General features: G+C 47.1%; 17 protein-coding genes. 3 read left to right on the forward strand and 14 right to left on the reverse strand.

What is annotated here, in order from left to right:
- Positions 1–180 precede the first annotated feature (180 nt).
- A complete protein-coding gene (gene treF / locus EXU85_RS02585; protein WP_142770576.1) occupies positions 181–1,791 on the forward strand; it encodes an alpha,alpha-trehalase TreF in 1,611 nt (536 codons plus the stop codon).
- A 183-nt stretch (positions 1,792–1,974) separates the two neighbouring features.
- On the opposite strand, the gene EXU85_RS02590 is transcribed toward treF, so the two are convergent.
- From EXU85_RS02590 to EXU85_RS35930, 3 genes are all read right to left on the reverse strand, one after another.
- The gene (locus EXU85_RS02590) at positions 1,975–2,322 is read right to left on the reverse strand and encodes a hypothetical protein (protein ID WP_142770577.1); all 348 of its coding nucleotides are present in this window, start codon (positions 2,320–2,322) and stop codon (positions 1,975–1,977) included.
- Between the two features lie 93 nt (positions 2,323–2,415).
- Positions 2,416–4,173, reverse strand: coding sequence for an alpha-amylase family glycosyl hydrolase (locus tag EXU85_RS02595; RefSeq protein ID WP_168207725.1), 1,758 nt, complete (start codon positions 4,171–4,173; stop codon positions 2,416–2,418).
- 13 nt (positions 4,174–4,186) lie between these two features.
- The gene (locus EXU85_RS35930; RefSeq protein WP_256366025.1) at positions 4,187–4,318 is read right to left on the reverse strand and encodes a hypothetical protein; all 132 of its coding nucleotides are present in this window, start codon (positions 4,316–4,318) and stop codon (positions 4,187–4,189) included.
- A gap of 245 nt (positions 4,319–4,563) precedes the next feature.
- Between EXU85_RS35930 and EXU85_RS36095 the strand changes: the two genes are divergently transcribed.
- A complete protein-coding gene (locus EXU85_RS36095) occupies positions 4,564–4,716 on the forward strand; it encodes a hypothetical protein (RefSeq protein ID WP_371731982.1) in 153 nt (50 codons plus the stop codon).
- Positions 4,717–4,776: 60 nt separating this feature from the next.
- Positions 4,777–5,844, forward strand: a complete 1,068-nt coding sequence (nhaD, locus tag EXU85_RS02600; RefSeq protein ID WP_371731983.1) for a sodium:proton antiporter NhaD — start codon at positions 4,777–4,779, stop codon at positions 5,842–5,844.
- Between the two features lie 49 nt (positions 5,845–5,893).
- Here nhaD and EXU85_RS02605 read toward each other — a convergent pair whose 3' ends face one another.
- The 11 genes from EXU85_RS02605 to EXU85_RS02655 all read right to left on the reverse strand — a co-directional run bounded on the left by EXU85_RS02605 (position 5,894) and on the right by EXU85_RS02655 (position 13,111).
- Entirely contained in the window at positions 5,894–6,157 is a 264-nt protein-coding gene (locus EXU85_RS02605) for a hypothetical protein (protein ID WP_142770579.1), read from the reverse strand.
- A gap of 45 nt (positions 6,158–6,202) precedes the next feature.
- Entirely contained in the window at positions 6,203–7,147 is a 945-nt protein-coding gene (locus EXU85_RS02610; protein ID WP_142770580.1) for a sterol desaturase family protein, read from the reverse strand.
- A 100-nt stretch (positions 7,148–7,247) separates the two neighbouring features.
- Positions 7,248–7,511: a hypothetical protein gene (locus tag EXU85_RS02615; RefSeq protein ID WP_142770581.1), complete on the reverse strand. Its 264-nt coding sequence runs from the start codon at positions 7,509–7,511 to the stop codon at positions 7,248–7,250.
- 115 nt (positions 7,512–7,626) lie between these two features.
- Positions 7,627–8,094, reverse strand: a complete 468-nt coding sequence (locus EXU85_RS02620; RefSeq protein WP_142770582.1) for a hypothetical protein — start codon at positions 8,092–8,094, stop codon at positions 7,627–7,629.
- A 270-nt stretch (positions 8,095–8,364) separates the two neighbouring features.
- On the reverse strand, positions 8,365–8,859 hold the full coding sequence (locus tag EXU85_RS02625; protein WP_210422431.1) for a GNAT family N-acetyltransferase: 495 nt from the start codon (positions 8,857–8,859) through the stop codon (positions 8,365–8,367).
- 277 nt (positions 8,860–9,136) lie between these two features.
- Positions 9,137–9,589 carry a YHS domain-containing (seleno)protein gene (locus EXU85_RS02630; protein WP_142770583.1) on the reverse strand — a complete coding sequence of 151 codons (453 nt, stop codon included), beginning with the start codon at positions 9,587–9,589 and terminating at the stop codon, positions 9,137–9,139.
- Complete coding sequence (locus EXU85_RS02635) at positions 9,586–10,503, reverse strand: alpha/beta fold hydrolase (RefSeq protein WP_142770584.1); 918 nt, start codon at positions 10,501–10,503, stop codon at positions 9,586–9,588. Before EXU85_RS02635 ends, EXU85_RS02630 begins: the two co-directional genes overlap by 4 nt.
- A 37-nt stretch (positions 10,504–10,540) precedes the next feature.
- Positions 10,541–11,176, reverse strand: coding sequence for a LysE family translocator (locus tag EXU85_RS02640; protein WP_142770585.1), 636 nt, complete (start codon positions 11,174–11,176; stop codon positions 10,541–10,543).
- Positions 11,177–11,614: 438 nt separating this feature from the next.
- Positions 11,615–12,115 carry a DinB family protein gene (locus EXU85_RS02645; protein ID WP_142770586.1) on the reverse strand — a complete coding sequence of 167 codons (501 nt, stop codon included), beginning with the start codon at positions 12,113–12,115 and terminating at the stop codon, positions 11,615–11,617.
- Between the two features lie 51 nt (positions 12,116–12,166).
- Complete coding sequence (locus EXU85_RS02650; protein WP_142770587.1) at positions 12,167–12,601, reverse strand: DoxX family protein; 435 nt, start codon at positions 12,599–12,601, stop codon at positions 12,167–12,169.
- Between the two features lie 36 nt (positions 12,602–12,637).
- A complete protein-coding gene (locus EXU85_RS02655) occupies positions 12,638–13,111 on the reverse strand; it encodes a YHS domain-containing (seleno)protein (RefSeq protein WP_142770588.1) in 474 nt (157 codons plus the stop codon).
- Positions 13,112–13,288: the final 177 nt, after the last annotated feature.

The raw sequence follows: 13,288 nt of genomic DNA on the forward strand, positions 1-13,288 counted from the left end.
AACTTTATTTTTTATATCTCCAATGCGCTTTAGTTTAACCGCAGAGAGCGCTGAGACAAAGCCGCAAAGAACGCTGAGTTTGCTGACTGAATTTCTTTGCGGTCTTTGCGCTTTGCCTTAGCGTTCTTTGCGGTTAATTTGAAAAGTTTAAACAGCTTAATGATTATTGAAAACATTTGCATGAGGCAACCAATAAAACCTTTTTTAACGCTTACTTTCATCATTTTTAGCCTGGCTTCTGTTCAGAGTCAGCAGGTTCTCGAAAAAAAAGCATACGCCGTTACCCGGAATCTGGCTGGCCCCGACGAACAGTTTGGAGCCTTATTCGAGGCCGTTCAGATGAAAGCCGTTTTTCCGGACTCCAAAACCTTTGCCGATTGTACGCCTAAATTTCCACCAGAAACGATTCTGTCCAATTACGAAATTGCCCGTCAGCGTAGGGATTTCAATCTGAAAGCGTTTGTTCTACAGAACTTTACGGTACCGATAAAGCCAGCGTCTGGCTATACCAGTAAAGCCGGGCAATCAGCTCAACAGCACATTACAGATTTATGGCCTGTGCTTACCCGGCCCGCTTCTCTTACATCTAAGGCAGCTCAACAGGCCGGGTCGCTGATTTCCTTACCAAAGCCCTACGTTGTGCCGGGCGGACGTTTTGGCGAAATTTATTACTGGGACAGCTATTTCACGATGCTGGGTTTGAGGGCATCGGGCCAGACTAGCCAGATTCGGAACATGGTCGACAATTTTGCCTACCTGATCAAAACGGTTGGCTTTATTCCCAACGGCAATCGAACCTACTTTCTGGGACGATCGCAACCACCGTTTTTTTCGTTTATGGTGAGCCTATTGAGCGAAATGCAGGGACGCCGGGTGCTGATCAATTATCTGCCCCAGTTGCAACAGGAATATGATTTCTGGATGGATGGGAAAGACCAACTGACCGCACAGCACCCCGCTCACCGGCGGGTCGTTCGGCTGGCCGAAGACGTTTACCTGAACCGCTATTACGATGATAAACAAACACCCCGTCCGGAGTCGTACCGGGAGGATGTTCAACTGGCCCGACGCACCAAAGATCCGAAAATGCTGTATCAACATCTTCGGGCAGCAGCCGAATCAGGCTGGGATTTTAGCAGCCGCTGGTTTCGCGACGGAAAAAACCTTCAAACGATCCACACAACGGATTTTATTCCGGTTGATTTGAACGCCCTGCTTGTTCATCTGGAACAAACCCTGGCCGAAGCGTATCGGATGAAGGGTGATGAGACTCAATCGAAAACGTACCTGCACCTGGCTCAACAACGGCGAGAGGCTATTCAACGTTACTGCTGGAATGCGAAAAGTCAGTTTTATTTTGACTATGATTTTGTAGCCAGAAAACCATCTACGGTTTATTCACTGGCGGCTGTCTATCCGCTTTTTGTACGAATCGCTACGGCCAGTCAGGCTATGGCTGTTGCCCGCAAACTGGAACAATCCTTCCTGAAACCCGGCGGGCTGACTACCACGCTCGTCCGCACGGGCGAGCAGTGGGATGCGCCAAACGGCTGGGCTCCCTTGCAGTGGCTGGCTATTCGGGGTTTACGGAATTATAGACAGCTACCACTGGCTGCTAAAATTAAAGCCAACTGGGTAAACGAGAACTTACGGGTATATAAAGCCAGCGGTAAGATGGTCGAAAAATACGATGTGGTCAGTACGGCAGCGGCCAAGGGCGGGGAATATCCTAACCAGGACGGTTTCGGTTGGACAAACGGCGTATTGCTGAAGCTTTTGAGTGAAAAGTGAGCCTTATATAATCAACCGCACTCCACCCAATTTCTCAACGCGATATTGAAACCGCTGACCGGAATCTGCCATTTAGTAGATAGCTCTTGGATCAATTCGGGACCGAAATAGCCATTTATCCGTTTGTACGTAACATCAATACTATAAAGCGCTGTTTTTAAATCATCGGTCTTCGTCAACAATTTATCCGTTTGCTTTAGAAACCTGTACCCTTCCCTTCTGTTCCTTCAGCTTCACTTCCTGAGCTTCCTCAAACCAGCCCCACTCTTCTAGCCGGGCTAAAAAGACATTAACCAGTAACCGTTTCCTGCCTGGGCTTGCTCTGTCCAGTAAAGGTTTAATCAGGACTGGATTAGCCAACACATAAACCTGATAGGGGGCACCGATTGGTCCGAACTCCTCCGGTTCTAATCGGTAGGGTAGGCCGTATATAAACTTGGGGGGCTTCTTGGTCCAGTAGTCTGAGCCTAATTGACGGACGTTTTGGCGGGATGGGTCGTCGTACAGGTAAAATCGAATAAGATAGTTCATCGTGCTTAAATCCAAGTTCCACTGCAATGCTTAATACTCAATTAGAATTTGATAGAAATAGGCAGTGGAGCGCTTGAAAGGCATGACGAACTACTACACTGCTTTATAAACCACGATCGATTCGGGCTCTAGAATAAGCGTATCCTCATCCGAGAGAAAATCTAGGGAAGCCCCAGGACCGTCCCAAATCGGGTCTGCCGAATCGAGTAACTTCTGCCAGTTTTTTCCCAGAGACGGTAACGTAATCGGCTGATCTTCCCTCGAAAAGTTCATCAGACACAGTACGTGATTATCTCGACACCATCGGTGAAGTATCATCGTCTGCTGGTCTTTCCGGTGATTGATTTCTACCTGCTTCGGGTTCAGATGGTACAGTGCTGGTTGTGATCGGCGTAAGGCGGTTAGCGCCTGGTAATACTGGTAAAGTGTTTTATTCGGAACCTGATCCAGTAATTCCCAGGCCAGCGGCTTATCATGGGTTAACAAAGCTGCTTTGTCTGTTACATGAACAGCCGGAACGGGACTGGTTTGCAGTGATTCCGCAAAGGGATTCGTTGCGCCCCATTCTTCGCCCATAAACAGGGTAGGAATATAGGGACTCATCATAATGGAACCGGCCGTCAGCTTTAACAATTCGAGGCTAATAACCTGTTCATCTTCTTCAGATACTGCATAATTACCAGTCTGCTTGTAGTTCTGCGAAACCACCAGCAGGGGGGCATCAGGTACAGTTTTTGTCTGCCGATCAAACAGTTCCTGCAGAATTGATGAAAATTGAGCATTATATACATAATCCTCCCGGTAGGTTTTCGTCTGGTGACCACCGTTCTTATCGGTAAGGTAGTAGCTTTTGCAATCATCGTCAGTCATTGCTGACGGAACAGCACCAACTTCCAGGCCAGTTGGGCTATACATGGGAATTTCGGTCAGATCCTGCTCAACAAGCAGATAATACTGCCGACCGGTTCGGGTAGTCAATTGATTGGTGTGTTCCCGGATTTCCTGCAATAAATTCCCAAAGTCGCTTCGTGATGGGTCGGCGTTCAGACGAATTCCGTCGGCATGAAAATCACGGAACCACATCAGGGCATTTTCAATCAGGTAACGCCGATACGCTTCCCGCTGACGCTCATTTTGTTGTAACGTCTTGGTTGGATTGGCGGCTTGTTTACGGGGTAGATACGTGTCAAAACCCCGATTGCTGGTTGTTGGCTGATCAATTGAATTTGGGGCAATATCCAGAATGACCGCTATGCCCTCATAATGGCAGGCATTGATCAGGTATTGTAACTGGGTGGCCCCCCCGTAACACGATTGAACAGCATAGATAAAGGATTCCTTATAGTGCTGTTCTTTTGAATCAGGAAATGGGGCAACAGGCCTGATGACGAGGGCGTTGATGCCTAATTTTTTCAAATGGCCGAGTTTGCTACTAATAGCCTGTAGCGTGCCTTCGGGCGTAAAGGTGTGGATGTCGAGTTCATAGATAATGTACTCATCGAGGGGCGGGTTAATCCAACAGGAGTCTTCCCAGTAGAATTTGCCTGTATCTACTGCCTGAGAAGGGCCATATACACCCTCAGGCTGTGCCAGGGATGCCGGATCGGCACATTCCTTCTCATCGTCGAGCACAAACGTATACGTATCTCCAGGTTTGATCAGGTCGGTTTCCAGATTCCAGTAGCCTGAATTATCGTTTGTTAATGGAAGGTGTACAGGCTGATCATGGATAGCTAGCGCTACCTGTTTGGCCTGAGGGGCCCAGAGAACCACGTTCGCTTGTTGTTCAGTGGGAAAGGTAATGCCAAGGGTTCGTCTGGTTATATCGGGGTGATTTATCATAGGTTTCATAAGTAGGTTAGGGCTAAGGAGCCAGAAATTCCCGAACATTAATTCGTTTTTGAATCATGTGGGCTAGCTTCCAGACTTGATAACCAGATAGCAAAAAGGCTATGGCTGAGAGGGCAATGAGCGATCCTGTAAGACGAGTTATCATGTTATTTCTGTTGCGTAGTTTATGGTTGATGGTAACCAAAGTACGCCGGGCCGACTTAGAATAGGCTTAAGCAGATCTTAGAAAATCCTTAGAACAGTAGGTTTCGGCTAACAAATTGGTCCCCTGTGCGTATGTTAGCGGTCGTGAACCTGGCCTAACGTGTAGCAATAGATCAAGCTGTGCGTCCAGTGACCGCAGCATTTTAAGTGGCGGCTTTGTTCTTCCTCGTTTTCGTCCATAGACTCATGACATCAATTATTCTGGTCTTTATTGTTGGGTATGTCTTAATTACCCTTGAACACCCCATTCATTTTAGCAAAACGGCCACGGCGCTGATTACCGGCGTTCTTTGCTGGACAATCTATATTCTTTCTGTTGAGCAACCAGAGCCCGTTTGAGATCAATTAGGGCACCATCTTAGCGACATTGCCCAAATCCTTTTTTTCTTACTGGGGGTGATGACCATTGTGGAGCTTATCGACATTCACGATGGATTCACCCTTATCACCGACCGCGTTGCCACGCGAAGTCCTAAAGTGCTGTTGTGGCTCATCGGAATACTGACCTTTGTTTTATCGGCTTTGCTGGACAATCTGGCCTGCGCGATTGTGATGGTGTCTGTCACCCGAAAATTAGTACGTAACCCAGAACAGCGTCGGTTGATGGCGGGAATGATTATTATTGCCGCTAACGCCGGTGGTGCCTGGTCACCCATTGGCGATGTTACGACGACGATGCTCTGGATTGGCGGGAGGATTACTACCGAGCGCATAATTGGGCAGTTGTTTTTTCCCAGCCTGGTCTCGTTACTCATTCCTCTGATTGGATTAACGTTTTGGATTCAACCTCCAGCTGAAGCTGAAGACCTAACCGGTAAACGGGGTGTGAGCCGTCCTTATGTAACACCCCAGCACCGGCGTGACCGGCGAATTATGTTTGCCGCGGGCTTGAGTGCTATTTTGATGGTACCCATCATGAAGACGATCACGCATTTACCACCCTATATGGCCATGATGCTGGCTTTGGGCGTCGTGTGGGGAATATCGGAAATTATACATGCCGACAAAGACGAGCAGGACCGTAAGCGCTACACGGCGGCCTATGCCCTGAGCAAGGTTGACATTCCCAGTATCTTATTTTTTTTAGGTATTCTCCTGGCGGTAAGCGCTCTGGAAGCAACGGAAACGTTGACGATAGTTGCCCGTTGGCTGAATCAAACTATTGGTACTATTGATGTGATTATCCTCATTATTGGGGTGGCTTCTGCCATTGTCGATAATGTGCCCATTGTGGCAGCTGTTATGGGCATGTATGATCTAAGCCTGTATCCACCTGATGCCAGGTTATGGGAATTATTAGCCTATTGTGCAGGAACAGGCGGCAGTTTGCTGGTCATTGGCTCAGCAGCTGGTGTGGCCGTGATGGGCATGGAACGATTAGAATTTGGCTGGTACCTCCGGCGAATAAGTGGCCTGGCCGTTCTGGGCTATATTGCTGGTGCAATGACCTATCTAGCGATGTATTGACTTACCTTACAGGGTAGTGCGTTTTAATGTGAACTGGGTTGTTTTCAGGCTAATCGTAAGCGGGTTTATCAATGCTCGGCTTGTTGTTTGGATTGCGATTCGGATTCATAACCCGCACGTTTTCTCCTGGCTCATCGGGGCCGTCCATGTACTTATCCGTCAGTTCCTGGTTGGGAAGTTTCTCGTCGGGTAAATCGCTGACAGGTTGTTCGGCACTTACCCCACTGTGCCTTTCCGCCGATTGGTTTTCCAGCCCATTGGGTGAAATGGCCTGTTTGGCCTGGATGATAGCTTCTCTGTCTTTGCTTTCCATATCGTGATCGAATCGTTTACATGTGTATTGATCGTAATCTGTAAGTTATACCGCCCGTTCAACTAATTCATTCGCCGAAACGGTCTCCACGTTGGCACGCTGCTGCTTTTGCCGGGCTACTTCAATGGGGCTACCAAATAGGTAGAACCATTTACGACGGAATCCCTTCGCCCGTTTCACATCGTGGATAATGTCCTTCAACTCATGGAAGTTGATATGGAATGGATTGGCCTTCTGATCTATATTCGTCGTAATTCCATAGATGGGGCGCTCTTCTTCGGGCTGGTAGGTTCCAAACAGGCGATCCCAGAAAATAAAAGTTGCCCCGAAGTTTTTATCGATGTATTTCTCCTGCGATCCATGATGAACGCGGTGATTAGAGGGGGTAGCAAATACAAACTCGACCCAGCGCGGCATTTTTTTGATGTATTCGGTATGAACCCAGAATTGAAATAATACCGCTAGTTGATTGGTCGTAAAGAAAATAATCGGATGAAAGCCAATGAGGGCCACCGGCAGGAAAAAAATGGTTTTGAGGTATTGAATCCAGCTCAGCCGGAACGAAACGCTCAGATTATAGTGCTCACCTGAATGATGAACAACGTGGGTTGCCCACCAGAATCGTTGTTCATGTGAAATTCGGTGCGCCCAGTAACTAAAGAAATCGAAGATGATGTAGCAGGGGATCAACGTCCACCACTGCAACGCCATACGCCAGGGCAACTGATTATACAGCCATACAAGCCCATAAAGCAGTCCTAGTTTGATCGCAAGACCAATTACCACCGATCCTAGCCCAACCAGTACAGAGCCCACAGTCTCCCATTTTTCGTAGAACGGATTTTCCTGAACATACGTAACGACCATTTCAATGGCGGTCAGTAGAAACATAATGGGAGCAGCCCATAAGATGAGATTAGGGGCTCCTTGTTCAATCATCCAGATATGGTCGATTGAAATTGGGGGAGCACCAACTAGCGATTCACCCATGATAAAGAAAGTTTATTTTTCGTTGAGTAGTATATAGAACCGGTTAAGCCGTTTCTGATCGATCAGATCACCCTGCTCTTTTGGGGATTCCTGTCGATAGTTAAGTTAGTTGCTCTTGCCTAATCGGCTCAAAATGGTGCGGGTTTATAAATACTAGTGTATGATCTGCCAGTCGGACCTGTTGCCAGGCTGGGCCACTCCCAAAAAGTTCATCCTGGAACCAGACCGTTTCTCCTTTTGGGATCTGGCCTCTGTACGACTGGGTTGGGTCGGCGGGATCGCTAATCCAGTCCGTATTCTGGATAGCCCGGCTAGGATGATTAAATCCGCTAATGGCCATTGAAGAATGACATTTTGGCTGCATAACTTGTTGGAGTTTTACGATTTAAATTGCCCAAATGGTTTTAAAGAGAGTTATCTGGAAATCGTAAATTGTCGAATGAGAAAACCATTGAATTGCCGCTGAATCTGGGCTTGTTTTACTGGTTTTTTAATTGCTCTCCTGCATCTTCGAAGGAATTGCCCAGGGTACGCCCCGCCTTCTTAAAGCCTGCTTTTATTTCCTGCCAGGCATCTTCTGTTGCGTTTTTGGCAATGTCAATGTCTTTTGCCAGATCCCGATGTTCATTATCTAAATCGGCCAATTGCCGTTTAAGCGCGGCACTGGTTTTAGCGCTCTGTCCCTTTATTTTAGCTTTTAGTTGCTCGATTTCCTGATCAAGTTCTTCCTGCTGGTGCTCCAGGTCGGCAACGACTTCATCGCGCTCCTGTTGAAAATCAGCCGCTGCCTGTTGGGCATCTGTTTCAACAGAATCGCCTGTTTGTTCCAGGGCATTTTCCGTTTCGGATTGATCGGAGTGGCTGTTGCAGGCTTGAAAGGAAACAAGGATGAGTGCCATCAGTACGTTGGCAACCCACAGTTTGGTTGATTTTTGGCTTAGTTTCATACTGTCGGGATGTTTACTATAATCACGACTCAAAACACCCATTTTTAACTTAGAATGGTCTTAAGCTAATCTTAGAATCTCCTTAGAAGGATTGGTTTTAGCTGGCAAATCGCTCGCCGGTTCGTACGTGAGTGGCCCTAATTCGGGCTTTACGAATGGGAATAGACTAGTCTTACAGACCTCCTGGCATTCTTCATAGACGTATGACATTCATTCTCCTGGTTTTTATTGTCGGTTATGGCTTAATTACCCTGGAGCATCCCATACTATTTACTTTACTAAGTCCATTGAAAGCATAACCATATCTTTAAGTTGGTTTCCATTTTCATATATTGGTTCGGCATAATTATCTATGAAAAAGTTTTTTCGAATAGTACTAATTTTGAATCCATTTTTTTGGTAAAAATCTATCTCCTTTACGCATTGGTCGCAGGTACCAACCAACAATGTTTTAACGCCCCTGGTTTGAGCTGTCTTTACTATGAATTTAATTAAAATCACTCCTATTCCTTTTCCTTGCAGCTCTTCTAGTACAGCAATATTTTTAATTTCGATCGTGTCTTTCTCTACTACTTTTAGTATAAATGCCGCTATAAGCCTATTGGTATGTACGCCAACAAATAGTTCTCCGTCATGAAGATTTTTATTTATCGCATCTTTTGTATCATCAGATAGTAATAATAGGTCATAGGGAATTTGTTCTGCCTCGTCAAGCACCCTTATCTGTAGGTTCGATACGCTTACCGATAACTCATTCTGAACCATAATTTTTTCGTTAAAGCCATTCCAAAATCTTCATAACCGCAGTTCCTATTACCGTTTTAGGGCAGCTTGATTTTTTATGAGTGGATAAAGTCGAATCTCGTCTATGTAATTTTGACTGGTAAATAAGTAATCAAGCAAATTTAGATTCTCGGGCGATCCCGAGAATCTAATTCAATTTAATTCTGCGTACTTACATATTATCACTGAAAGCGCAATGCATGCTCCTATTTTCAGCCTAAGAAATGCCAGGTAGATTATCGAAAAATACGGATCTAAGCTAATGGCCGTCTTTATCTTTTATAACTGGCCAGTTCGTATCCGCTTTCTGAATATGGCCAGACCGATCTTTATTCCAAAGTGTCTGTACCTTCTTGTTGTAATTGAAGTAAAGTTTTCCATTTTCTATCGTCCAGGCATCGGCTTCGGTGGGTGCTTTGTGGCCTTGTGATGTTCCATAGGCGCAGTATCCGCCGTACTGAGGTGTGTACTTCTCCGGATCAGCTTTAAACGTCTCCCGGTTCTGGGCATTGGCGAAGTACCAGTTGGCTCCCTGATACGTATAAGAAAGGCTGGAATCTCCTGGAACAGGTTTACTTTCGACAAAATAAGCAACGGGATCGTAGCCTCTGATGGCTTTGCCGGCTGGGGCAAACACTGCCGATTGTTGGGCAAAAGCCGTTGTGATTGAAAAAAGAGCGATAATAAGTAGATGCAAACGGGTCATTTTCATGGTTTTTGGTTGTTAATTGATTGATTTATTGTTAGTTGATGGAGGATAGCATCATGAATTAAATCCGGGCGACGCCAGGGAATAAAGTGATTCATGTTCGGAATCATCTGAATCGTTACCGGGGCGTTCGTCAGCTTTCGTTTGGCGAAGGCCGCATTCCCTGGGGGTACGAGTGGGTCGTCTTTGCCCTGAATGACAAGTACAGGCACCCGAATACTGGCCCATAACGGCATCATGTGCTGCAATTCGCCTTTGAGCGCCATAATCTCCTGATTACTCACATCCAGTTCGGTAGGTAACCATTGCCGAAATGGGAATACGTTTCCGATGGGGCGATACCATTCTTTCTTTTCCAGATCAGGATCAATAGAAGGAGCCACTAGAATCAGTCCGCCAACCTGATCCGGATAATCCATAGCCAATCGGGCGGCAACAGGTCCACCCATCGAATGGCCTACTAGGATTGGTTTGCGACTAGAATGGCTTAGGCGGAGCAACGGAGCAATGGCGGTAGCCTGGGCTGATAGGGATCGCTCGGGTTCGCCCAGACCCGATTTACCAAAACCTGGCCTGTCTACGGCTATTAACTGCGCCCGGTTGTAAAGCGATGAGTCGGCAAAAAATCCGATAAAGGCGTCCCAGGCACCGGGCGATCCGTGAATGAATAGTACCGTTGGTAAGGTATCGGCCCCGGAGTGGGTGCTCCCGATGCAGGCGTAATGAATTAAACGGCCATGAACATCGATAGTACCAAATGTTGGTTTGACCGGGCGGCTGGCAAAGTAGTCGGCAATCTTTCGATCCGACATCCGAACCGAAATGCATTGTGGAAGCAGGGCAATGAGCAGTATCAGAAGGAGTAATAAGGTACGCCAGCGAAAAATTAGTGTCCACCACGAGGTTAGCAACTGCATAGAGCGAGCAGACGAACCGCCTGCATTTAATCGTTAATCAGGCGGTTAAAACTTGAATAGTCTGCCAGAGAGCCATTCCTATGAACAATCCGCCTGTCAGGCGATTGATCCACGGGCCGTTCAGGTACTGAACAATACGTTGCCGTTGATAGTCAGTCAACCAAACCACGACGACCAGCAGGCCAAACGCACCCGTTGCCGTACCCAGCGCAAACACCCACTGACTAGCCGACTGACCTGTGGGTATTACCAGTCGGCTACCTATCGTGGCCCGGCTCAGATAAAGCCATACCGCCGACCAGAAGGGCAATAGCTGCGGATTGGTACCACCCAGTGCAACCCCTTTCCAGAATGGCAATGATCTCGTATGCGCTACAGACTCATTAAGGACAACGGGCTTCTGCCGGAAAGCAGCAAAACCTGCTCCGAGTAAGACCGGAATAGGGGCATAAGCCAATACCGTCATCCAGCTCGAATTCGTTGGAATAAGCATCAATCCACCGGCTGCCAGACTGCTATAGGCAATCTCGGGCAGGCTTCCGCCTAAAGCCAGCCATAAACCGGCTCGTTTGCTTTGGCTAAGGGTCGTTTGTACTACCGCCAAATTAACCGTGCCAGGGTGTATGGAGCCTGCGAAACTGATGCTGCTGACAAGAAGAAATAAGAGAAGCATGGTTCTTGGATTTGTTTTTACGCAGTACGAGCGTGCTCGATCACTTTCATCGGGTTTATTGATTTGCATTAAATAACCGCCTAAATGAAACTTGTCCTTTTTGGGCTTTCAAAAGCCCCAATCCCCTGAGAGGCAGGGCTATTAAGTTCTGAGCCTCAACGCCGAAGGCGTGTTATTACTATAGTAAAACGTAAATTCAATTTCATTCAGAACCCTGAAAGGGTGACATTATCTCACCCTTTCAGGGTTCTGAATGGATCATTTTCCATTCTCTATAATCCTTTCATCCCTTCGGGATTAGAACTTAACAGTCCTGCCCTGAAGGGGGCTTTTTTCCCCAGTGAACTAAGCCCCCTTCAGGGGGTTGGGGGCTGTGAAGACTAGCAAAACGGCGGTTAATTTCTTCAAGTCAATTAACCCGGTGTCTGTCGTATTTTATTACTGCGATTGGTGCTGTACCGTTGAGTAGGCAACACCAAAATGCTGGGGTAGCTCAATCGTTGGGAACGCATTCTGTACGGCAACCTGCACCAAAGCCATATGGTGAATGGCGTGCTCGATATTATACAACAACTCACGAGCAAACGATGATGGAATCTGGATTGTCGCTGCACCACTGACCGATAAATCGGCTTCTAAGGCAAGTGGCTGGTTCAGGTCGAGCCGATGAATAGCCCGGTCAATGGCCCCCAACCGGCGTAAAGCCTCATGTGTGTTTACTTCGAGCTGTAGGTCACGTTGACGTCGGTCGTAGTTCAATTGACCCGTTTGCGCACTATGAACTAACAGTTCGTAGAATTCCAGAATATGCCGAACGTGCTTACCAATGGTGTTGCCCGAGAGTACAGTCAATGGCCGTGCATAATCAGGATCGGTGAGCTGGCCGACGACCTCGGCGAGTTGCATCAAAATATCAGTACTGGCAGATTTGAGCGACATGGTAGTGTTAATGAAGAATGGACAATGGATAATGAATAAGGGCAGTACCAATTAGGTGTTCGTATGGGCGATTTTTTTACCAAAAACCGACTGGATGGCCTGTGCCAGAACAGGTAACCACTGCTTTCGGGTCAGTAACAGAATGGTTGAGCAACTAACGGCTACGGCTATTGCCAGAAAGAACAGATAGCCCCCGTCTCCCTGCACAGAAATACCCAAAACTGTTAGATGAGACAGGATAGCTCCTGCCATTACGCCTAGCCCTAAGCCAGCCCCAATCCAGCTCGTTCGTGGCATCAGGATGAGTACCGACGCAATCAATTCAACAATGCCAGAGCCAATACGCCCCCAGGGTTCAATCCCTAGTGTTGAGAAGATATACACCGACTCGGGTTGCGCCAAAAACTTAAAATAAAGTGTCTGGAGCATGATAATGGCGGCTATCAGGCGAGCGGCCCACAGGATATAAGTTAAAGCCTTGTGCATGATTGATAATAGGGTTACGTGGTAAATGAATGAGTATTAGGACTGCGTAAATTTGCTCCAGTTAGCATCCGCTTTTTTGTGCAGATTGGCCTCGTCTTTGTTCCATTTGGTCAATGTATTGTTGATGAAGGAGTGGTAGAACAGGAATAACTTACCATCTTTGATCTTGAACGTTTCGGGGTCCACTTCTACTTTCTCGCCTGTTGCGCCCATGGCATATGCACACCAGCCGCCATACTGAGGCTCGTATTTCTCAGGATTTTCCTGAAATGCTTTTAGATTAGCCAGTGTCGCAAAACGGTAAGTAACGTTCTTGTAGGTAAAGGTGTTGGCTGCTGAGCCTTTCACTGCCTTGTTCTGGGCGAAGTAAGCAACGGCATCGTACCCCTGTAGGGCAAGGCCGTTTTCTAGATTGAATTGTTGTTTCCGAACAGCGATGTTCGATTGGGCCGACGCGGGTGTAAATGATATGAGCACGAAAGCGATAAACAGGAATGAAAGGGTTTTCATGGTACTGGCTTGTTTGGATGATTAAAAGCTGTTGCAAGCCATAGCGGCTGTCACCAACTTGTTTTCTATCTCCTAGTTGCCAAATACCATTCCAGTCGTGCCAGATTGGCTAAAAAGACACTTGAGAGCCAAAAAAAGGCAGAAAAAGCCCGTTTGAGCCAGATTCGCATCTACTGA

It is taken from the genome of Spirosoma sp. KCTC 42546, assembly GCF_006965485.1.
In the GTDB taxonomy this organism is placed as follows: domain Bacteria; phylum Bacteroidota; class Bacteroidia; order Cytophagales; family Spirosomataceae; genus Spirosoma.